The 19,884-nt window shown below is 57.8% G+C and carries 21 protein-coding genes and 1 other annotated feature; of the genes, 5 read left to right on the forward strand and 16 right to left on the reverse strand.

Annotated elements, in window-relative coordinates:
• The 3 genes from PFH44_RS11080 to tal form a co-directional block, all read right to left on the reverse strand.
• A partial coding sequence (locus PFH44_RS11080; protein WP_283825027.1) for an MFS transporter occupies positions 1–1,155 on the reverse strand: 1,155 nt, incomplete at its 3' end.
• 122 nt (positions 1,156–1,277) lie between these two features.
• On the reverse strand, positions 1,278–1,865 hold the full coding sequence (mog, locus tag PFH44_RS11085) for a molybdopterin adenylyltransferase (RefSeq protein WP_041143974.1): 588 nt from the start codon (positions 1,863–1,865) through the stop codon (positions 1,278–1,280).
• Between the two features lie 109 nt (positions 1,866–1,974).
• Positions 1,975–2,928 (reverse strand): transaldolase, encoded by a 954-nt coding sequence (gene tal / locus PFH44_RS11090; protein WP_283825028.1) that lies wholly within the window; start codon positions 2,926–2,928, stop codon positions 1,975–1,977.
• Between the two features lie 202 nt (positions 2,929–3,130).
• Here tal and PFH44_RS11095 point away from each other — a divergent pair, with 202 nt between their 5' ends.
• Both PFH44_RS11095 and yaaA read left to right on the forward strand, forming a co-directional pair.
• Positions 3,131–4,564: an alanine/glycine:cation symporter family protein gene (locus PFH44_RS11095; RefSeq protein WP_283825029.1), complete on the forward strand. Its 1,434-nt coding sequence runs from the start codon at positions 3,131–3,133 to the stop codon at positions 4,562–4,564.
• A 77-nt stretch (positions 4,565–4,641) separates the two neighbouring features.
• Entirely contained in the window at positions 4,642–5,415 is a 774-nt protein-coding gene (yaaA, locus tag PFH44_RS11100) for a peroxide stress protein YaaA (RefSeq protein WP_045860036.1), read from the forward strand.
• A gap of 40 nt (positions 5,416–5,455) precedes the next feature.
• Here yaaA and PFH44_RS11105 read toward each other — a convergent pair whose 3' ends face one another.
• The 7 genes from PFH44_RS11105 to yjjY all read right to left on the reverse strand — a co-directional run bounded on the left by PFH44_RS11105 (position 5,456) and on the right by yjjY (position 12,214).
• The gene (locus tag PFH44_RS11105) at positions 5,456–5,740 is read right to left on the reverse strand and encodes a DUF2502 domain-containing protein (RefSeq protein ID WP_283825030.1); all 285 of its coding nucleotides are present in this window, start codon (positions 5,738–5,740) and stop codon (positions 5,456–5,458) included.
• A 203-nt stretch (positions 5,741–5,943) separates the two neighbouring features.
• The gene (thrC, locus tag PFH44_RS11110) at positions 5,944–7,230 is read right to left on the reverse strand and encodes a threonine synthase (RefSeq protein ID WP_283825031.1); all 1,287 of its coding nucleotides are present in this window, start codon (positions 7,228–7,230) and stop codon (positions 5,944–5,946) included.
• Between the two features lie 3 nt (positions 7,231–7,233).
• Complete coding sequence (gene thrB / locus PFH44_RS11115; RefSeq protein WP_283825032.1) at positions 7,234–8,163, reverse strand: homoserine kinase; 930 nt, start codon at positions 8,161–8,163, stop codon at positions 7,234–7,236.
• Position 8,164: 1 nt separating this feature from the next.
• Positions 8,165–10,627 (reverse strand): bifunctional aspartate kinase/homoserine dehydrogenase I, encoded by a 2,463-nt coding sequence (thrA, locus tag PFH44_RS11120; protein ID WP_045860044.1) that lies wholly within the window; start codon positions 10,625–10,627, stop codon positions 8,165–8,167.
• A 25-nt stretch (positions 10,628–10,652) separates the two neighbouring features.
• Positions 10,653–10,770: a sequence feature (Thr leader region), on the reverse strand.
• Positions 10,709–10,777 carry a thr operon leader peptide gene (gene thrL / locus PFH44_RS11125; RefSeq protein ID WP_071845000.1) on the reverse strand — a complete coding sequence of 23 codons (69 nt, stop codon included), beginning with the start codon at positions 10,775–10,777 and terminating at the stop codon, positions 10,709–10,711. Its footprint overlaps the feature before it by 62 nt.
• A 212-nt stretch (positions 10,778–10,989) precedes the next feature.
• Positions 10,990–11,676, reverse strand: coding sequence for a tRNA/rRNA methyltransferase (locus tag PFH44_RS11130; protein WP_133600712.1), 687 nt, complete (start codon positions 11,674–11,676; stop codon positions 10,990–10,992).
• Between the two features lie 397 nt (positions 11,677–12,073).
• Positions 12,074–12,214 (reverse strand): YjjY family protein, encoded by a 141-nt coding sequence (gene yjjY, locus PFH44_RS11135; RefSeq protein ID WP_049268126.1) that lies wholly within the window; start codon positions 12,212–12,214, stop codon positions 12,074–12,076.
• Between the two features lie 95 nt (positions 12,215–12,309).
• On the opposite strand from yjjY, the gene arcA reads away from it, so the two are divergent.
• Positions 12,310–13,026 (forward strand): two-component system response regulator ArcA, encoded by a 717-nt coding sequence (gene arcA, locus PFH44_RS11140; protein WP_045860047.1) that lies wholly within the window; start codon positions 12,310–12,312, stop codon positions 13,024–13,026.
• A gap of 51 nt (positions 13,027–13,077) precedes the next feature.
• Here arcA and creD read toward each other — a convergent pair whose 3' ends face one another.
• Genes creD through creA form a run of 4 tightly spaced genes read right to left on the reverse strand, consistent with a single transcriptional unit; the run spans position 13,078 to position 17,093 of the window.
• Complete coding sequence (gene creD / locus PFH44_RS11145) at positions 13,078–14,436, reverse strand: cell envelope integrity protein CreD (RefSeq protein ID WP_283825033.1); 1,359 nt, start codon at positions 14,434–14,436, stop codon at positions 13,078–13,080.
• A gap of 57 nt (positions 14,437–14,493) precedes the next feature.
• Positions 14,494–15,918 (reverse strand): two-component system sensor histidine kinase CreC, encoded by a 1,425-nt coding sequence (gene creC, locus PFH44_RS11150; RefSeq protein WP_283825034.1) that lies wholly within the window; start codon positions 15,916–15,918, stop codon positions 14,494–14,496.
• Entirely contained in the window at positions 15,918–16,607 is a 690-nt protein-coding gene (gene creB / locus PFH44_RS11155) for a two-component system response regulator CreB (RefSeq protein WP_045860053.1), read from the reverse strand. The genes creC and creB overlap by 1 nt, the downstream gene beginning before the upstream one ends.
• Positions 16,608–16,619: 12 nt before the next feature.
• On the reverse strand, positions 16,620–17,093 hold the full coding sequence (creA, locus tag PFH44_RS11160) for a protein CreA (RefSeq protein WP_041143962.1): 474 nt from the start codon (positions 17,091–17,093) through the stop codon (positions 16,620–16,622).
• 208 nt (positions 17,094–17,301) lie between these two features.
• Between creA and robA the strand changes: the two genes are divergently transcribed.
• Positions 17,302–18,171 carry an MDR efflux pump AcrAB transcriptional activator RobA gene (robA, locus tag PFH44_RS11165; protein ID WP_045860056.1) on the forward strand — a complete coding sequence of 290 codons (870 nt, stop codon included), beginning with the start codon at positions 17,302–17,304 and terminating at the stop codon, positions 18,169–18,171.
• Here robA and gpmB read toward each other — a convergent pair.
• Entirely contained in the window at positions 18,168–18,815 is a 648-nt protein-coding gene (gpmB, locus tag PFH44_RS11170; RefSeq protein WP_045860058.1) for a 2,3-diphosphoglycerate-dependent phosphoglycerate mutase GpmB, read from the reverse strand. The genes robA and gpmB overlap by 4 nt on opposite strands.
• 113 nt (positions 18,816–18,928) lie before the next feature.
• On the opposite strand from gpmB, the gene yjjX reads away from it, so the two are divergent.
• The gene (yjjX, locus tag PFH44_RS11175) at positions 18,929–19,444 is read left to right on the forward strand and encodes an inosine/xanthosine triphosphatase (protein ID WP_076946441.1); all 516 of its coding nucleotides are present in this window, start codon (positions 18,929–18,931) and stop codon (positions 19,442–19,444) included.
• Here the strand turns inward: yjjX and trpR are convergent.
• Positions 19,431–19,763 carry a trp operon repressor gene (trpR, locus tag PFH44_RS11180; RefSeq protein WP_041143958.1) on the reverse strand — a complete coding sequence of 111 codons (333 nt, stop codon included), beginning with the start codon at positions 19,761–19,763 and terminating at the stop codon, positions 19,431–19,433. The two genes, yjjX and trpR, sit on opposite strands and share 14 nt — an antisense overlap.
• Positions 19,764–19,884: the final 121 nt, after the last annotated feature.

Below are 19,884 nucleotides of genomic sequence, written 5' to 3' on the forward strand. Positions count from 1 at the left end.
CGGCGTCAGGCCGCCGAAAATGGCGTAGGAGACATTGTACGAGAATGAAATTCCGGTAAAACGCACCTCCGCCGGGAAGGCGCGAACCATCACATAAGGCACCGCCCCGACCACGCCAACGCACAGCCCAACGGTGCCGTACAGCAGGAAAAGCTGTTCAGGCGAGGTGCCGGAAAGGTGGTAGAACGCCCAGCTGGAGACCGCCAGCAGGAGGCTGCCGACGATAAACGTCCGGCTGGCGCCAAAGCGATCGGCCGCCAGGCCCGCCAGCAGGCAGCCGACACACAGCATAATCGTCGCAATACTGTTCGCCTGCAGGGTCACCGCCGGGGCAAAGCCGTAATGCTTTTGCAGCCACACAGGCGACATCAAAATGACCACCACCACGCCCGCGGACAGGAGCCAGGTCAGCAACATTGAAACCACCACGGCCTTCTGATGCTTGAGCACCACCGATTTAACCGGCAGCTCCTGGGCTAATGCTTTGCGCTGCTGCATCTCGAGGAATATCGGCGTTTCCTGCAGCCAGCGGCGTAAATACATCGCTACCAGGCCGAACGCGCCGCCCAGCAGGAAAGGAATACGCCAGCCGCCGTCGTGGATGCCCTGCGGCGTCAGGCTGGTATTAATCAGCGTCGCCACCACCGACCCCAGCAGGATCCCCACCGTTAAGCCCGCCGTCAGCGTGCCGCAGGCGATACCGATTTTTTTCTCCGGCACGTGCTCCGCAACAAACACCCAGGCACCGGGGACTTCCCCACCAATCGCCGCGCCCTGCAGCACGCGCATCAGCAGCAGCAGCAGCGGGGCAACGATCCCCATCGACTCATAGGTTGGCAGCAGGCCGATCGCCAGCGTCGGCAGGGCCATCAGTAAAATACTCAGGGTAAACATTTTCTTGCGCCCGACCAGATCGCCAAAGTGGGCCATGATAATGCCGCCGAGAGGACGCGCCAGATAGCCGGCGGCGAAAATGCCGAAGGTCTGCACCTGGCGCAGCCACTCCGGAATATCGGCCGGGAAGAAGAGCTCGCCGACAACGGCGGCAAAGAAGACGAAGATGATGAAGTCGTAAAACTCCAGCGCCCCGCCAAGGGCGGCCAGCGTCAGAGTTTTATAGTCTTGTCGATTCAGAGGTCGGGTATGTTGTGACATAACGAGCTGTTCATCCAGAGGTTTGTAGGTGTTATCACGCAGTGTGTAAAGTAAAAGACACTATATCGTAAATAAAACAGCACACCACCAGGATTGCAGGTTATGTCAGGAAAGCATCAAATTCAGGATAAACTTTCGCGTCTCGCGCTTTTTGGGCGAAAAGCCGCTACCACTTCCGGCGCAGTCTCGACATAAGGCCCCTCAAGCAGCTGTACACAATACGGTACACTTGCAAAGACGCCGTGCACCAGCACCTGGCCATCGGCATCTTTGACCCCTTCGAGGGTTTCCTCAATCGCCTTCGGCTGGCCGGGCAGATTGAGGATCAGCGCCTGCTTACGGATCACCCCAACCTGGCGGGAGAGAATGGCCGTCGGGACGAAGTGCAGGCTCACCTGACGCATCTGTTCGCCAAAGCCCGGCATGACGCGATCGGCAACCGCCAGCGTCGCATCCGGCGTCACGTCTCGTCGCGCAGGGCCGGTACCGCCGGTCGTTAACACCAGATGGCAGCCCATTTCGTCCACCAGCTCGCACAGCGTTTGCTCGATAATCACCTGCTCATCGGGGATCAGGCGGGTCTGGAGCTCAAAAGGGGTCGTCAGCGCACGCGCCAGCCACTCTTCAAGTGCCGGGATGCCTTTATCCTGATAAACGCCGCTGGAGGCGCGATCGGAGATGGAAACTAAGCCGATTCGTAAGGTATTCATCGTTATTCCGTTCAAATAGTGCAGTTAGACGGAATAATACACGCTGGAAGGAGATACAGACAGGGCTCAAAAGAAGTAGCGTGACCGGAAGCCCGGCCACGCGCAATGATTACAGCAGATCGCCGATCATTTTTTCCAGTTTTTCCTGGTCGATAGCAAACTTACGGATACCTTCCGCCAGTTTATCTACCGCCATCGGATCCTGGTTGTGCTGCCACAGGAACTGAGATTCGGTGATGCGTTCCGGACGGGCTTTCACTTCGCCGCTGAAGGTCAGCTTGCGTTCGATCGCGCCTTCGCTTTCTGCCAGCTCTTTCAGCAGTGTCGGAGCGATGGTCAGACGGTCACAGCCGGCCAGCTCGAGGATTTCGCCGACGTTACGGAAGCTTGCGCCCATTACGACGGTTTCATAGCCGTGCTGCTTGTAGTACTCGTAGATTTCGCTGACGGAAACCACGCCCGGATCTTCCGCCGGCGCATACTCTTTCTTATCCGTGTTCGCTTTGTACCAGTCGAGGATACGGCCTACGAACGGCGAAATCAGGAATACGCCCGCTTCCGCACAGGCGCGTGCCTGAGCGAAGGAGAACAGCAGGGTCAGGTTACAGTTGATGCCTTCTTTTTCCAGCAGCTCGGCGGCGCAGATGCCCTGCCAGGTAGAAGCCAGCTTGATCAGAATGCGATCGTTGCCGATGCCCGCATCGTTGTACAGCTTGATGATGCGTTTAGCTTTTGCGATGGATGCCGTGGTGTCATAGGAGAGACGGGCATCAACTTCGGTAGAAATACGGCCTGGAATCAGCTTAAGGATTTCGAGACCAATGTTCACCGCCAGCTTATCGGAAGCGTCGATAACCTGCTGCGCGCGATCGCTGCTCTGAGCGCGGGCCCAGACGATAGCGTCATCAATCAGCTTACGGTACTCAGGGATCTGAGCAGCGCCAAGAATCAAAGAAGGGTTAGTCGTGGCATCCTGAGGCTGATACAGCTTCATTGCCGCAATATCTCCGGTATCAGCTACGACAGTGGTGTACTGACGCAGAGAAGTCAATTTATCCGTCATGATAGTGTTCTCTTAAACAGCAGTTAAGGGGATGTAACCGGTCTGCCAAGATGATAACACGCTGCCGGGTCAGCGCAACTGCGGACCATGCAAGAGCGCAGAGTGTGATAAACTGAACGAATTAATTCTCTGAATGTTAAAGGATTGTCATTAAAATGGTAACGCTTACACGAGCTTACCAACATGGACAAGAGGATGCTTAATGCCTGATTTTTTCTCATTTATCAATGAAATACTCTGGGGTTCGGTAATGATCTATCTATTACTGGGTGCCGGCGTATGGTTTACCTGGCGGACGAAATGTATTCAGTTCCGTTATGTTAGCCAGTTTGGGAAAAGTTTGCGCAAAAGCCTCCTGCCCCAGCCCGACGGCTTAACCTCTTTTCAGGCCCTGTGCACCAGCCTGGCCGCCCGCGTCGGGAGCGGCAACCTGACCGGCGTGGCGCTGGCGATCGCCGCCGGCGGTCCTGGCGCCGTCTTCTGGATGTGGGTCTCTGCGCTGCTCGGGATGGCCAGCAGCTTCGCCGAATGCTCCCTTGCCCAGCTCTATAAAGAACGCGATGCGCAGGGGCAATTTCGCGGCGGTCCCGCGTGGTATATGTCCCGAGGCTTAGGGATGCGCTGGATGGGCGTGCTGTTTTCAATCCTGCTGCTGCTCGCCTATGGCGTTATTTTTAACACCGTCCAGGCCAACTCGGTGGCGCATGCGATGACCTATGCCTTCGATCTGCCCGGCGTTATCACCGGCGGCGTGCTGGCGATGCTCACCCTGCTGGTTATCGTTCGCGGCTTGCGCAACGTGGCAAAGATCCTGCAATGGTTCGTCCCGCTGATGGCGGTGCTGTGGGTCGCCGCCAGCCTGCTCATCGGCCTGTGGCACATCACCGCCCTGCCGGCAATTTTTAACACCATTTTCCGCTGCGCGTTCGGCTGGCAGGAAGCCACCGCCGGCGCGGTGGGCTATACCATCAGCCAGGCGCTAACCAGCGGTTTTCAGCGCGGAATGTTCTCTAACGAAGCGGGGATGGGCTCAACGCCTAACGCCGCCGCAGCCGCCGCCTCCTGGCCTCCGCACCCGGCGGCTCAGGGGATCGTCCAGATGATGGGGGTTTTTATTGATACCGTTGTTATCTGCACCGCCAGCGCGGTGATTATCATGCTGGCACCGCGCACGCACGGAGGAGAGGATGCCGCTAACGGTATTCAGGCCATTCAGCATGCGATGAGCGGGCTGGTCGGCGGCTGGGGCGCCGGCTTTGTCGCCGTCATCGTGCTGCTGTTTGCCTTTAGCGCTATCGTCGTAAACTACATTTATGCCGAAAATAACCTGATTTTTCTGCGCCTTAATAGCCCCCACTGCATCTGGGGGTTGCGGATTATCACCATCCTGATGGTCTTAACGGGAACGATGATGAGCCTCCCGGTCGTCTGGCGGCTGGCGGATATTATTATGGCGCTGATGGCCATTACCAACCTGACGGCCATCCTCCTGCTGTCGCCCACTGTGCGCCTGCTTGCCAGCGACTATCTTCACCAGCGACGGCTGGGCGTGCAGCCCACGTTTGACGCCGCGCGCTATCCGGAAATTCGCCAGCAGCTGGCGCCGGGAACCTGGGACGGGCCGCCGCGCGAATAGCGCAGCAATCGCAGCTATCGATCCCTCCGCGGTCTTTTTTTGCTAAAATCGCCGAAAATCTCCTGCAAGGACTGGATATGCTGATTCTGATTTCACCTGCTAAGACGCTCGATTATCAAAGCCCGCTGGCGACGACGCGCTACACCCAGCCCGAGCTGCTGGAGTATTCCCAACAGCTTATCGGCGTGGCGCGCCAGCTTTCAGCGCCGCAGATAGGCAAGCTGATGGGCATCAGCGATAAGCTGGCGGATCTGAACGCCACCCGCTTTCACGACTGGCATCCCGAGTTCACGCCGAAAAACGCCCGCCAGGCCATTCTGGCCTTTAAGGGCGACGTCTACACCGGGCTGCAGGCGGAAACCTTCGACGAGGCGGATTTCGATTTCGCCCAGCAGCATCTGCGCATGCTCTCCGGCCTGTACGGCGTGCTGCGCCCGCTGGATCTGATGCAGCCCTATCGTCTGGAGATGGGCATTAAGCTGGAAAACGCCAGGGGCAAGGATCTCTACCAGTTCTGGGATGAGACGATTACCGATACGCTGAATCAGGCGCTGAAGGCCCAGGGCGACGACGTGGTGATTAACCTCGCCTCCGACGAATACTTCCGCTCGGTCAAAACGAAGCGGCTGCAGGGGCAGATTATTAAGCCGGTGTTCCTCGATGAGAAAAACGGCAAGTTCAAGGTGATCAGCTTCTACGCCAAGAAAGCGCGCGGCTTGATGAGCCGCTATATCATTGAGAACCGCTTAACCCGACCGGAGCAGCTCACGCGCTTCGACAGCGAAGGGTACTTCTTCGACGCCGATGCTTCCGATAAAGGCGAGTTGGTCTTTAAACGCCACGAGCGCTAACCCGCTTCCCGGCCGCCAACCTGCCGGCCGGGAGCGTCGCTTAGCGGTGGTGCCAGTCGCGATCCGGGCCGCGATCGTCGTGATAGCGCTGGGGATAACGATGCTCATCGTGGTGCGGATGCCAGCGGTTGTCGCGCCAGTCGTAATGATGTCCCCACCATTCGCGATCGCGCCAGCGGCCGCCGTCCCAGTAGTTGCCGGAGTTATCGCGATCGCCGATCTGCAGTTTTATGGCCGGAACTAGCGTAATTTCGGCGGCGTGGACGGCCGCAGGGGCCACCAGCAGCATCGAAAGCGCAAGGATCACAGATTTCAGCTTTGACATAGGTTTCCCCTTTGTTCACAGTGCCCGCAATGGGTCGATAGCCCAAGGTTAGCCCTGCGCAACCGCGCTTGTTATTCTCCGCAATCCTATTCTTCAGCCCCCGGCATTTATTGATAATTCATGCATAATTTCTCCTTTTTTGGGCGTAAAAAAACCGGGCGCCCGGGCCCGGTTTACGTAGTAAAAAGCGTCGGTCGCGGTCGTTACGCTTTCGCCATCATCAGCTCGCGCAGCGCCGCATAGTCCGCAGGCAGGTTATGCGACAGCAGCGGCAGGTCGGCGCGGTCCGCCAGCTCTTTCGGCAGCGGCAGCGTCTCCTGCAGGATCTCTTCAACGCTCTCCTTGAACTTCGCCGGATGCGCGGTGCCGAGGAACAGGCCGTACTCGCCCGGCAGCAGCTGGTCGCGCAGCGCGCGCCAGGCGATAGCCGCATGCGGCTCCGAGGTGTAGCCGATGGCTTTCAGCTCGCGCATCGCCTCTTTGGTCGTCTCGTCGTCCACTGTCGCGTAGCCCAGCTCGTTCAGTCGCCAGGTTTTGCGGCGGAACAGCTCTTCCACGCGCGGCCAGTTGTTTGGCTGGCTGACGTCCATCGCGTTAGACAGCGTCGCCTGGGTGACCTTCGGCGCCCAGTTGCCGTCCTGCAGGAAGCGAGGAACGGTATCGTTGGCGTTGGTGGCGGCGATAAAGCGCTTAATCGGCAGGCCCAAAGACTTCGCCAGCAGGCCGGCGGTGAGGTCGCCGAAGTTGCCGCTTGGCACCGAAATCACCAGCTGATTGCGCGCTTCCTGAGGCAGCTGCGCGACCGCTTCAAAGTAGTAGCAAATCTGCGCCAGCAGACGGCTGATGTTAATCGAGTTGGCGGAGTTCAGGCCCAGCGCCGCTTTCAGCTCTTCGTCGTCGAAGGCCTGCTTAACCAGCGCCTGGCAGGCGTCGAAGTCGCCGTCGATAGCCACGGTTTCAATGTTGCCGCCCAGGGTGCAGAACAGCTTCTCCTGCAGCGGGCTAATCTTGCCGCGCGGATAGAGAATCACCACCTTCACGTTTGGCAGACCGTAGAACGCGTGGGCTACCGCCGCGCCGGTATCGCCGGAGGTCGCCGTCAGGATAGTTACCGGCTTGTCGCCCGCGATATGGGTCAGCATCTGGGCCATAAAGCGGCCGCCGAAGTCTTTAAACGCCAGCGTCGGACCGTGGAACAGCTCGAGGCAGCCGACGTCATCCTGCACCTTGCTGACCGGAGCCGGGAAGGTGAAGGCCGCGCCGATGCGCTCCTGCAGGACCGCCTGCGGGATCTCTTCGGCAATAAATGCCGACAGGATCTTCGCGCTGCGGGTGACAAAATCCAGCGCCAGCATCTCATCAATTTCAGTCAGGCTAAATTCCGGCAGATCGTGCGGGAAGAACAGCCCCTGATGCTTGCCAAGCCCCTGCGTGACGGCCTGCGCAAAGCTGACCTGTTCGTTATGATCTTTTAAGTTATAGAGTTTCATTGGTTATCCCACTACTCGTGCGCCCGCCGTGTCCAGCCGGCAAATATGAACAAAGCCTTCATGATTCTGCAGATAATGCGTACCCAGCCAGTCGGCGACGCGCTGCGCGGTCTCCGGCTTATCGCACAACGCAAACAGCGTCGGGCCAGAGCCGGAAATCCCGCAGGCCTGCGCGCCAATCTCCAGCGTCGCCTGCCGCGCTTCGCTGAAGCCCGGCAGCAGTTTGGTGCGATAGGGTTCGGCAATCACATCTTTCATCAATTTCGCTGCCAGTTGCGGCTGGCGGGTATAGCAGGCGTGAATAAAGCCCGCCAGATGGCGGCCGTGCGCAATACAATCCTGCCGGCGATACTGGGCCGGCAGGATGGCGCGCGCTTCCGCCGTCGAAACTTTAATTCCAGGGTACGCCAGCACCCACAGCCATTCGTCAAAGCCGGGCACCTGCTGGCTGATGATGTCGTTCTCTTCGATCATCAGCTGCATGCCGCCCAGATAGCACGGGGCGACGTTGTCGTAGTGGATACTGCCGGAGATGCGCCCTTCCATCTCGCCCATCAGCGCCAGCATCCGCGTTTCGTTCAGCGGCTTGCCGCAAAATTCATTCATCGCCACCAGCGCCGCCACCACCGAACAGGCGCTGGAGCCGAGGCCGGAGCCAATCGGCATATTTTTTTCCAGCACCATCGCCACCGGAACCTTCCGGCCAATTTCCTCGCAGAAACGCTCCCAGCACTGATAAACGATATTCTCCTGCGCCACCGCCGGCAGCTTGCTGGCAAAATGGCCGACGTTTTGCAGGCTGAAACTGGCGGCCGCCTCAACCGAGACGTTGTCCCCCAGCAGCGTACCGTCAACCGGCGTCACCGCCGCGCCCAGGACATCAAACCCGACGCTCATATTGGCACTGGAAGCCGGGGCATATACTTTGACCATCTTAAACTCCTAACTTCCATGACAGGGTACGCAGCAGGTCGGCGAATACGCCAGCCGCGGTCACATCGTTACCCGCGCCATAGCCGCGCAGCACCAGCGGCAGCGGCTGATAATAGTGGCTGTAAAAGGCCAGCGCGTTCTCGCCGTTTTTGACTTTAAACAGCGGATCGTTCCCGTCCACCGCGGCAATTTTCACGCGGCAGGTTCCATCCTCTTCGATGTTACCGACGTAACGCAAGACTTTACCTTCATCGCGCGCTTTCGCCACCCGCGAAGCAAATTCGTTATCCAGCGCTGGCAGACGCGCCATAAAGCTCTCGACGTCGCCGCTGGCATCAAACGCTTCAGGCAGAGCCGACTCAACGATAATGTCCGACAGCTCCAGCTCGCGGCCGGTCTCACGGGCCAGGATCAGCAGCTTGCGGGCAACGTCGACGCCGGAAAGATCGTCGCGCGGATCCGGTTCGGTATAGCCCATATCTCGCGCCAGCGTCGTCGCTTCGGAGAGGGTCATCCCCTCGTCCAGCTTGCCGAAGATAAAGGACAGCGAGCCGGAGAGGATACCGGAGAAGTGCAGCAGTTCGTCACCGGCGTTGAGCAGGTTCTGCAGATTCTCGATAACCGGCAGGCCGGCGCCGACGTTGGTGTCGTAGAGGAATTTGCGTCGGGAGCTGCTCGCCGCGTGGCGCAGCTGATGGTAATAATCCAGCGATGAGGTGTTGGCCTTTTTGTTCGGCGTCACCACGTGGAAACCTTCGCGCAGGAAATCGGCGTACTGATCCGCGACCGCCTGGCTCGAGGTACAGTCAACGATCACCGGGTTGAGCAGATGGTACTCTTTCACCAGGCGGATCAGGCGGCCCAAATTAAGCGACTCTTTCGCTTCGGCCAGCTCAGCGCGCCAGTTTTCCAGATTCAGACCGTGGACGTTGGTCAGCAGCGCCTGGGAATTGGCGACGCCGCACACGCGCAGGTCGATATGCTTGTTCTTCAGCCAGCCCTGCTGACGCTTGATTTGCTCAATCAGCGCGCCGCCAACGCCGCCGACGCCGATAACGAACACCTCAATGACCTGATCGGTATTGAACAGCATCTGGTGGGTGACGCGTACCCCGGTAGTGGCGTCATCATTGCTGACCACTACGGAGATAGAGCGTTCGGAAGAGCCCTGGGCAATCGCCACGATATTAATATTGGCGCGCGCCAGCGCCGCGAAGAACTTGGCCGAAATACCGCGCAGGGTGCGCATACCGTCGCCGACGACGGAAATGATCGCCAGGCGATCCATGATCGAGAGCGGCTCCAGCTGCCCCTCTTTCAGCTCCAGATAGAACTCCTCTTCCATCACCCGTTTTGCCCGGGCGCAGTCGCTTTGCGGCACGCAGAAGCTGATGCTGTACTCAGAAGAGGACTGGGTGATCAGGACCACCGAAATACCGGCGCGGGACATGGTGGCGAAAACGCGGGCGGCCATGCCGACCATTCCCTTCATCCCCGGACCGGAGACGTTGAACATCGCCATATTATTGAGGTTGGAGATCCCCTTAACCGGCAGGCCGTCTTCATCAAGGCTGGCGCCGATAAGCGTACCTGGCGCCTGCGGATTGCCGGTATTTTTGATCAGGCAGGGGATCTGGAACTGAGCGATAGGCGCAATGGTGCGCGGGTGCAGAACCTTAGCGCCGAAGTAGGAGAGCTCCATCGCTTCCTGATAGGACATCGACTTCAGCAGGCGGGCGTCCGGTACCTGACGCGGATCGCAGGTGTAAACGCCGTCGACGTCGGTCCAGATTTCACAACAGTCGGCGCGCAGGCAGGCGGCGAGTACGGCGGCAGAATAGTCGGAGCCGTTACGGCCCAGAACCACCAGCTCGCCCTTTTCGTTGCCGGCGGTAAATCCGGCCATCAGCACCATATGATCCGCTGGGATCTGGCTGGCGGCAATGCGGCGGGTTGATTCGGCAATATCGACGGTGGATTCGAGGTAGTGGCCCACGGCCAGCAGTTTTTCAACGGGGTTAATCACGCTGACCTTATGGCCACGCGCTTCAAGAAGGCCGGCCATGATCGCGATGGAGAGCTTCTCTCCGCGGCAAATCAGCGCAGCGTTGACGCTATCCGGGCACTGGCCAAGCAGGCTGATGCCGTGCAGCACGTGCTTTATCTGGGAAAACTCCTGCTCGACGAAGGTTTTCAGCTGCGCCAGCGCAAAGCCCGGCTGTGCATCGGCGAGACCCTGCAGCAGTTCAGCAAAAATGCGTTCAGCGTCAGCGATATTGGTGAGCGCATCCTGGCCGCCGATGGTTTTTTCAATCATCGCGACCAGATGGTTGGTAATTTTCGCCGGGGCAGACAGTACGGTCGCTACCTGCCCCTGCCTGGCATTGCTCTCCAGAATATCGGCAACACGCAGAAAACGTTCCGCATTTGCCACTGATGTACCGCCGAACTTCAACACGCGCATGGTTGTTACCCCTAGATTTTTTGTCGAAAAAAAAGCCCGCACTGTTCAGGTGCGGGCTTTTTTCTGTGTTTCCTGTACGCGTCAGCCCGCACCGTTACCTGTGGTAATAGTGGTGGTGATAATCGTTGTAATCATGCCGATGCGTTTCATGGATGTTGTGTACTCTGTAATTTTTATCTGTCTGTGTCCTGTGCCTATATTGGTTAAAGTATCTGCCGACTTAAGTCAATGAATTTCTGTTTTTCGCCGGTTTTGACGCACCTGGCCAATGCGCCAGAATGCACCGGTCATTCATCCCTGTTCACGCAGTCTCACGCCATCAATCAGCAGAAAAAACCATACATAAAACTTATGACAGAACTTTACTCCGGTAGGTTTTTTTCAATATCGTGCAGCAAACGATGGAGCATTGCCGTATCCCGCTGCTGCAAAAGTCCAATCCGCTGCTGTAGCCAATCGGTGAGTTTGACGTCTTCAGCGACGCCAAGCCGGGTCAACAAATCGAGGGTTCGCAAACGCAGTGCCTGCAGCTGGTTTTCATCGACGCTCGCGTAAACGGCCGACGCCTGCTGAACCAGGGAGGTCAGCTGATAGCAGTAAACCATCACCGACTGGCCGAGGTTGAGCGACGGATAGTCGGCGACCATCGGCACGCCGGTCAACACGTCGGCAAGGGCCAGCTCCTCGTTGGTCAGGCCGGAATCTTCCCGACCAAAGACCAGCGCCGCGTGGTTCATCCACTGCGCCTTTTCCTCCATCAGCGGCAGGAGCTGCTGCGGGGTAGCGTAGTAGTGGAAGCGCGCCCGGCTGCGGGCCGTGGTGGCGACCGTAAAATCGACATCGTGCAGCGCCTGCTCCAGCGTTGAATAAGTGTTTATATTATCGAGAATATCTCCGGATCCATGGGCGACCCAGCGCGCGGCAGGCTGCAAATGGGCATCGCTTTCGACGATCCGCAGATCGCTAAAGCCCATCGTTTTCATCGCTCGCGCGGCCGCGCCAACGTTCTCTGCCCGAGCCGGGGATACTAATACAATAGATACGCGCATTGTGGTTCTCTTCTACTCTCTCTCGGGGCGAAAATGAAAGTTATCCCTCATTTTACGCGGTGAAAATTTACAAATTTGCAACAAATATCACTAAAATTGCGTTCGATCACCCATAAAAAAAACTAAACTATTTCCAACCAGCCGCGACACGAGGTATGTTAACAGAACGCTTTTATCCATATGTTTGCCAATGATATTTCGCGTCGGATACCGTTTCAGGCGTTGGATTCAGCATATTTATCAGTTTCCCCACGCAACCATTTGAGCTGTGTAAGATTTGTAACTACAAATAGCATTTCAATACGATGATTTCACAAGACTGTTAACGTGCTACAATTGAACTTGATATATGTCAACGAAGCGTAGTTTTATTGGGTGTTCAGCCTCTCTTAGCCTGTTATATTGCTGTTAAAATGGTTAGGATGACAGCCGTTTTTGACACCGTCGGGTCCAGAGGGAAAGTACCCACGACCAAGCTAATGATGTTGTTGACGTTGATGGAAAGTGCATCAAGAACGCAATTACGTACTTTAGTCATGTTACGCCGGACATGTTAATTTGCGACATGTACCAGGCAGGTCAGGGACTTTGGTACTTCCTGTTTCGATTTAGTTGGCAATTTAGGTAGCAAACATGCAGACCCCGCACATTCTTATCGTTGAAGACGAGTTGGTAACACGCAACACGTTAAAAAGTATTTTCGAAGCAGAAGGTTATGATGTGTTCGAAGCGACCGATGGCGCGGAAATGCATCAGATCCTGTCTGAAAATGATATCAACCTGGTAATCATGGATATTAACCTGCCGGGTAAAAATGGTCTCCTGCTGGCGCGTGAACTGCGCGAACAGGCGGACGTCGCGCTGATGTTCCTTACCGGCCGCGATAATGAAGTTGATAAGATTTTGGGCCTCGAAATTGGCGCAGATGACTATATCACTAAACCATTCAACCCCCGTGAACTGACTATTCGCGCGCGCAACCTGCTCTCCCGTACCATGAATCTGGGTACCGTAAGCGAAGAACGTCGCAGCGTAGAAAGCTACAGGTTCAACGGTTGGGAGCTGGATATCAACAGCCGTTCTCTGGTCAGCCCGAACGGTGAGCAGTACAAGCTGCCGCGCAGTGAATTCCGCGCAATGCTGCACTTCTGCGAAAACCCGGGCAAAATCCAGTCACGCGCTGAGCTGCTGAAGAAAATGACCGGCCGTGAGCTTAAGCCGCACGACCGTACCGTAGACGTGACCATCCGTCGCATTCGTAAGCATTTTGAATCTACTCCGGATACGCCGGAAATCATCGCTACCATTCACGGTGAAGGTTACCGCTTCTGTGGCGATCTGCAGGAATAATTAACTATTCCCGCAGCAACAACGTAAAACGGCGCTCAAGGCGCCGTTTTTTTATTTCCAGATCCTGAACGTATCGTCGCCCCCACCGTCGGGCTGCTCCGCCTTTTTTGGCTTCTGAGACGATAGCGCGTACCAGTCAACGTGGCGGGTTAGCAGCATCAGCGCGCTTAGCGCCAGCAGCAGCACGCCGGTGCCGAGCAGCAGCGCGCTATCTTCCGAACGCAGCAGCATCCACATAACGCTATCCAGCAATAATAGCGCGCAGACGAAGAGCAGGCTGTTGCGCCATCCTTTCAGCACGGCGTGCAGATACACGGCGTTGATCAGCGCGCCGATGACGCTGGCGGCAATCCACGATGGCGTAAAGCCAATGTGTTCCGAGAGCGCCAGCAATACCAGATAGAACATCACCAGCGACAGGCCAACCAGCAGATACTGCAGCGGATGCAGGCGGTACATTGTTAAACTTTCGAAGACAAAGAAAGCCATAAAGGTTAGCGCAATCAAAAGAATGGCATATTTAGTCGCCCGATCGGTCAGCTGATAGTGATCGGCTGGCGTAGTGACGTTGACGTTGAAGGCCGGCAGCTCCCGCCACTCAACCTCCCGATCGTCAACGAAGAACTTCGCCATGTTGTTGGCAAACCAGCTGCTTTGCCAGCGGGCGCTATAGCCGGAGGCGCTGACCTCGCGGCTAACGGGAAGAAAATCGCCAAGAAAACCGGGGTGCGCCCAGTTGCTTGCCAGCTGCAGCTCGCTATTGCGCCCCACGGGCACCACCGAGAAGCTCCCCGTTCCGTTCAGGTTGAGAGTGAACGCAAGGTCCAGCGTTTTCTGCTGCGCCGACAGCGGCGGCAGCGGCATATGAATCCCCTCTCCGCTGCCGCTGAGGCCCAGCCCGGGCTCCACGGGCAGCGTCTCGCCGCCTACCTCCGGCGCGTTAATCGCGCCAATTCCGCGCGCATCGCTGACGCCAACCACCACAAAGGGCCTGCCCAGCGTAATATTATCTTTTTTGAGCTCAGCCAGGCGGGAGGTATCAAACTGCGCCCTGATCCCAAGCGTGTTGTGCCAGATTTGGCCCTCATAAATGCCTATCTGTCGGGATTCCACGTTCTGCTTGCCGCTTATCGCCAGCGATTCCGGAAGCCAGTAGTGCACCCAGGTCTGCTGATACTCGACCTCTTTTTTATCCTCAAGACGGGTCAACGTCTCGGTGACCGGGATTGCGATCAGCGGCCCGGTCAGCTTTTGCGCGCCGCTGGTGCTTCTCTCCAGCGCATCAACAACGTCGCTACGATAGTCCGCCCGCTCGACAATCAGCTGCCGGACCATCATCAGGGGGATAGATAACAACAGGATACACCCCAGCAGGGTGCTCATTTTCCAGAATAGCGGTGATTTCAACATAGCGTCCTCCTCAGTGAAGCGCTCACCTTAGCCGGGCTATGTGGGGGGAGTTTGAAGCTATGTGAAGGGACGGTGAAGTATCAGCACGGCGCGCACTCCGCCCTGCGGGCGATTGCTGAGCTGAATATCGCCCTGATGCAGCCGCGCCACTTCGCGGACAAAAGCCAGCCCCAGGCCGCTGCTTTTATGGCCGTTTTCACGCGGCAGCGAATAGAAACGCTCGAAGATGCGTCCAAGCGCATAATCCGGGATGCCGCTGCCGCTATCGCTGATGGCCAGCGCCAGGCCCGCCTGCTGCTGCTCTGCGCTCATGACTATCTCCCCTTGGGCAGGGGTAAAATCGATGGCGTTATCCAGCAGGTTGCCCAGGGCCTGCGCGAGCAGCTCGCCGTCGGCCTCCGCCGTCAGGCCGCTCTCCTGCCAGCGTAAGCGGATTTTCTTTACCGCCAGTACCGCCTCGCGCTCCTCGGCTAAGCGACGGAAAAGGCTATCAATTGCGAGCGGCTCAAGGGCGATCTCCAGCCGGTTCTCCAGCCTCGCCTGGCGTAACAGCTTCTCAACCAGCGACTGCATCCGCGCATTCTGCGTCAGGATATTGCCGGTAAAACGCGCGGCGACCTCCGGCGGCGGCCCTTCACGCAGGATCTCTGCGGCGCCGCGAATGGCGGCCAGCGGGCTTTTCAGCTCATGCGTCAGGGCATGAACGTAGTTTTCAATGGTGTTCTTACCCTCCAGCTTGACGCGCATGCTTTCCAGCGCCAGCGCCAGCTTGCGCAGCTCGCTGCTGCCAACGTTGGGCAGCGGAAGCGGCCGGTCGGCGGTGACCGAATCGGCATAGCGCACCAGCTTGCCGATCGAGAAGTTGATCCACCAGACCATCAGCGAGCCTATCAGCAGCGCGATCCCCAGCAGCGCCCCGCTGGCCCACAGCATTCGCCGTTCGCTACGCTTAATCACCGGTGCCATCGCCTGGTTGGGTTTACTGACGCTCAGCACCCCAATAATACGGCCGCCATCGGTAACCGGCGCGGCGACGTACATCACCGAACTGTCCGTATCGTTGGGGTCGGCCAGGGTGCTGCGCGCGCCGTACTGGCCGCGCAGGGTCAGCCACACGTCATTCCAGCGAGAATAGTCCTGCCCCACCGCTTCTCCCGCCGAATCGAATACCACTTTGCCCTTCTCATCGGTCAGGTAGACGCGATACTCGTTACGCGTTTTGCTGATGCCCGCGATATTCGCCTCGATCGGCCGCTGATGCAGCGTCTGAAACGCCCTGGCCAGGCGCCCCTGCTGCGGCTGAGCGGAGAGCAGATCTTCTCGCGCCAGCTCCGCCAGCAGCGTGGCGGTATCAATCAGCGTGCCCTCCGTCGCCCGACGTACCCCGGGTTTTATTTCCTGGACGAAGATGAAAAGCACGAACCATGCCGCAATCGCGACAATCAGAAAGTAGCCCAGCAGCAGCCGCATGCCGATACGCATCAGGCGCCTCCCAGGCTATATCCCATGCCGCGATGCGTATTAACCGGTGAAAGGTGAGGATTGACCTCGCGCAGCTTCGCGCGCAGGGTTTTGATATGGGTATCAACGGTGCGGTCGAAGCTTTCATGCGCATCCCCCCACACCGCGTCCATCAGCTGCTGGCGGGAAAAGACCCGCCCCGGCGAGCGCAGGAGGGTTTTTAGCAGCAGGAATTCATAGCGCGTCAGGGTTAGCGGCTGGCCGCACCAGGTGACCCGCGCCGCGGCCTCGTTGAGCTGAAATTCGCCCACCTGCAGCACTGCGCCAGAGGCCGCAAACTTTTGCACCCGCCGCAGAACGGTGCGCACCCGGGCGCACACTTCGCGCGGCGAGAAGGGCTTCGCGATGTAGTCATCGGCGCCTATTTCAAGGCCCAGCAGCTTATCCACTTCTTCGCTACGGGCGGTGAGAAACAGGACCGGGAGCGTCGGATAGCGGCCCAGCAGCTGACGGCACAGCTCAAAGCCGCTGATGTCGGGGAGGCCCACGTCCAGAATGGCCAGGTCCGGCATTCGGTGGCGGGCGGCATCGAGCGCGGGCAGCCCACGCGCAAAAACGCTCACCACAAAGCCTTCCTGCTGGAGCATGTAGACAAGCGTGTCGGCAATACTCTGCTCATCCTCCACCAACCAGATCTGCGGCTGCTGCATCGTCGTTCCCTGTTATTTATTCCACGGCATGATCGGCACGGCGCTGATCGCATTCTTCGGCGATCCGTCAACGACCTTATCGGAATAGCTCATGTAGATCAGGGCGTTACGCTTGCTATCGTAAAAACGGACGACCTGCAGCTTTTTAAACACCAGCGAAGTACGTTTCTGGAACACAACGTCTCCCTGCGACTTGCCGTTTTTGATTTTATCGGTCACTTCAATCGGCCCAACCTGCTGGCAGGAGATCGCCGCGTCAGAGGTATCTTCAGCCAGTCCCAGACCGCCCTTAATGCCGCCGGTTTTCGCCCTGCTGATATAGCAGGTCACGTTCTGCACGTCCGGATCGTCAAAGGCTTCAACGACGATCTTATGGTCCGGGCCGAAGAATTTGAAGACGGTATCGACCGAGCCAATCTGTTCCGCCTGAGCCGCCTGGCCACCGGCCAGTAAAAGCAGTCCGATCATTAACTTCTTGTATTTCATATTGTTACCATTTTTTAGAATTTCCCCGAGCGATGATTATCTGCTCAATGGAAAAGGTTTATAGATCACAGCTTTACAAAAATAGCGGGGATATTCGCTGACAAATCGCATTTAAAGGCAAAAAAAACACTGAATGCTAAAACATCAAAAAATGCTATTATCCGCTACCTTAGTAGCAGGCACCTAAGTTTAAGGATGAGGACATTTTATGGATCAAGCAGGGATTATTCGCGATCTCCTTAGCTGGCTGGAAGGTCACCTGGATCAGCCGCTGTCGTTGGACAATGTGGCAGCGAAGGCGGGTTATTCCAAGTGGCATTTGCAAAGAATGTTCAAAGACGTAACCGGCCATGCTATAGGTGCCTATATCCGCGCGCGCCGTTTATCAAAATCGGCGGTGGCGCTGCGCCTGACCGCGCGTCCGATCCTCGACATCGCCCTGCAGTACCGCTTTGACTCTCAGCAAACCTTTACCCGGGCGTTTAAAAAACAGTTCTCTCTGACGCCTGCGCTCTACCGCCGCTCCCCTGACTGGAGCGCTTACGGTATGCGTCCTCCCCTGCGCCTGGGCGAATTCACCATGCCGCAGCATGAGTTTATCACCCTGAGCAATACGCCGCTGATTGGCGTGACCCAGAGCTATACCTGTAAGCTGGAGGAGATCTCTGACTTCCGTAACCAGATGCGCGTGCAGTTCTGGCGGGATTTCCTCGGCAATTCGCCGTCGATTCCGCCAACCCTTTACGGCCTGCATGAGCCGCGCCCAAGTCTTGAGAAAGATGACGAGCAGGAGGTCTTCTATACCACGGCCGTAACGCCGGAGATGGCCAACGGTCACCTGCACAATTCGCATCCGATCGCCCTCGAAGGCGGTGAGTACGTGATGTTCACCTATGAAGGATTAGGGACCGGGCTGCAGGAGTTTATCCTGACGGTGTACGGCACCTGTATGCCGATGCTGAACCTCACCCGCCGCAAAGGCCTGGATATCGAACGCTTCTTCCCTCAGGATGAAAACCGGGATCAGGATACGCCGATTCAGCTACGCTGCGAGTATCTGATCCCGATCCGCCGCTAGCGCTGCAGTTCGTCCATCGCGGGGGCATCAAGATGCGAAATATCCCCCGCGGTTTCCACCACCCAGCCTGAAGCCAGCCACGGGCTTTGCTGATAATCAACGCGTGAAATCGAACAGTTGCGCAGGCGCAGCCGACGTTCGGCGTGCGCGGGCAGGCCAAGAATCGTACTCACCAGACAGCCCAACGCCATCCCGTGACTCACCAGCAGCGGCCGACTCCCCTCAGGCAGCTCCAGACAGGAGGTCAGCGCCGCGTGCATACGCTGGCTGAGCTCCTGCATCGACTCGCCTTGCGGAATACGTCCGTCCGGGGTGCCGTTAACCAGCCGACGACGCCAGCCCTCCTCCTCCTCGCTCAGCGAATCGATATGGCGTTTCTCAAGAACCCCCATATCCAGCTCGCGCAGGCGTGAGTCGAGGACGATGCTGCAGCCGCAGGCTTCCGCGATAATTTCTGCCGTTCGCCGCGTACGGCCTAAATCGCTGGCAATAATATGCGTAATGTTCAGCGTTCTGGCGCGTTCGCCAACCTGCCAGGCCTGGCGCTCACCGTGGGCGGTTAGCGGACTGTCGGACTGGCCCTGAATACGTCGCTCGGCGTTCCACTGCGTTTCACCGTGGCGAACAAGGTGTACCTGTAACATGCTTTTTATCCGTTCTGTGCTCTTCACAATTTCGGCTGACGGGCCGGCGGCCTGCAGCGAAAACGATTTGGAGTATACTGCGATGACGTTAATTTATTCTGAGTTGTTTGATTATGCACCATGTTGTCTCAGCTACCACTAATCCCGCCAAAATTCAGGCAATTCTGCAGGCTTTTAACGAGATCTTCGGCGAAGGATCCTGCCACATTGAGTCCGTCTCCGTCGAGAGCGGCGTGCCGGAACAGCCGTTTGGCAACGACGAAACGCGCGCTGGCGCACGAAATCGGGTCGCAAACGCGCGGGCCGCGCGCCCGGATGCCGATTTCTGGGTCGCCATTGAGGCCGGGATCGACGACGGCAGTACGTTTAGCTGGGTCGTTATCGAAAATAGCCTGCAGCGCGGCGAAGCGCGCTCGGCCACGCTGCCGCTGCCGGCGGCGATCCTCGAACAGGTCCGCGCCGGCGAAGCCTTAGGGCCGGTGATGTCACAGCATACCGGCATCGATGAAATTGGCCGTAAAGAGGGAGCTATCGGCATTTTTACCGCCGGTAAGCTGACGCGCAGCAGCGTTTATCATCAGGCGGTGGTGCTGGCGCTTAGCCCGTTTCATAACGCTATTTATCGTTAACATTCAGCAGCGCCTGCTCCAGCCACTGTCGCAGCTCGGGGGGCGCCGACTTCAGGCTATTTGAGCCGCGGGTAATGGTGGCAATCCCGGCGCCGAGCTCGCTTTTCAGCTCGCGCTGGCTCATCTCTCCGCGCAGCAGCTCTTCAATAATCCGCACGCGGGTGCCCAGCGCCTCGCGCTCATCGGGCGTCAGCATCAGCTGCAGCAGCGGCAGGTGCAGATCGTCGGCGTACGCCTGCTGAAGCAGGGCCACGAAACGAAGCCACTCCTGATGACGTTGTTCGGCCACCGCCGCTGAATAAGGGGATTGTTGGGTCATGTTGCGCCGCCATGTTAAGGCCGACGGCTCGAGCCGCCGAGCGTGTGTACTCATTAACGAGTACAAAGCATAGCATACTCCGGTCAATACTCTATGGATTTCGGGCGGCATAGCAAAATGC

The sequence above is a fragment of the Klebsiella sp. Ech2A genome, assembly GCF_030078455.1.
GTDB classification, from domain to species: domain Bacteria; phylum Pseudomonadota; class Gammaproteobacteria; order Enterobacterales; family Enterobacteriaceae; genus Klebsiella; species Klebsiella terrigena.

Excerpts from the sequence above, each read along its gene's own strand:
- creB (WP_045860053.1), bottom strand. The coding sequence starts at position 16,607 with ATGCAGCAGCCGCAGATCTGGTTGGTGGAGGATGAGCAGAGTATTGCC.
- creA (WP_041143962.1), bottom strand. The coding sequence starts at position 17,093 with ATGAAATACAAGAAGTTAATGATCGGACTGCTTTTACTGGCCGGTGGC.
- thrC (WP_283825031.1), bottom strand. The coding sequence starts at position 7,230 with ATGAAACTCTATAACTTAAAAGATCATAACGAACAGGTCAGCTTTGCG.
- yaaA (WP_045860036.1), top strand. The coding sequence starts at position 4,642 with ATGCTGATTCTGATTTCACCTGCTAAGACGCTCGATTATCAAAGCCCG.
- thrB (WP_283825032.1), bottom strand. The coding sequence starts at position 8,163 with ATGGTCAAAGTATATGCCCCGGCTTCCAGTGCCAATATGAGCGTCGGG.
- thrA (WP_045860044.1), bottom strand. The coding sequence starts at position 10,627 with ATGCGCGTGTTGAAGTTCGGCGGTACATCAGTGGCAAATGCGGAACGT.
- gpmB (WP_045860058.1), bottom strand. The coding sequence starts at position 18,815 with ATGTTACAGGTACACCTTGTTCGCCACGGTGAAACGCAGTGGAACGCC.
- creC (WP_283825034.1), bottom strand. The coding sequence starts at position 15,918 with ATGCGTATCGGCATGCGGCTGCTGCTGGGCTACTTTCTGATTGTCGCG.
- tal (WP_283825028.1), bottom strand. The coding sequence starts at position 2,928 with ATGACGGATAAATTGACTTCTCTGCGTCAGTACACCACTGTCGTAGCT.
- trpR (WP_041143958.1), bottom strand. The coding sequence starts at position 19,763 with ATGACCCAACAATCCCCTTATTCAGCGGCGGTGGCCGAACAACGTCAT.
- creD (WP_283825033.1), bottom strand. The coding sequence starts at position 14,436 with ATGTTGAAATCACCGCTATTCTGGAAAATGAGCACCCTGCTGGGGTGT.
- PFH44_RS11105 (WP_283825030.1), bottom strand. The coding sequence starts at position 5,740 with ATGTCAAAGCTGAAATCTGTGATCCTTGCGCTTTCGATGCTGCTGGTG.
- mog (WP_041143974.1), bottom strand. The coding sequence starts at position 1,865 with ATGAATACCTTACGAATCGGCTTAGTTTCCATCTCCGATCGCGCCTCC.
- yjjX (WP_076946441.1), top strand. The coding sequence starts at position 18,929 with ATGCACCATGTTGTCTCAGCTACCACTAATCCCGCCAAAATTCAGGCA.
- arcA (WP_045860047.1), top strand. The coding sequence starts at position 12,310 with ATGCAGACCCCGCACATTCTTATCGTTGAAGACGAGTTGGTAACACGC.
- yjjY (WP_049268126.1), bottom strand. The coding sequence starts at position 12,214 with ATGACTAAAGTACGTAATTGCGTTCTTGATGCACTTTCCATCAACGTC.
- robA (WP_045860056.1), top strand. The coding sequence starts at position 17,302 with ATGGATCAAGCAGGGATTATTCGCGATCTCCTTAGCTGGCTGGAAGGT.
- PFH44_RS11130 (WP_133600712.1), bottom strand. The coding sequence starts at position 11,676 with ATGCGCGTATCTATTGTATTAGTATCCCCGGCTCGGGCAGAGAACGTT.
- PFH44_RS11095 (WP_283825029.1), top strand. The coding sequence starts at position 3,131 with ATGCCTGATTTTTTCTCATTTATCAATGAAATACTCTGGGGTTCGGTA.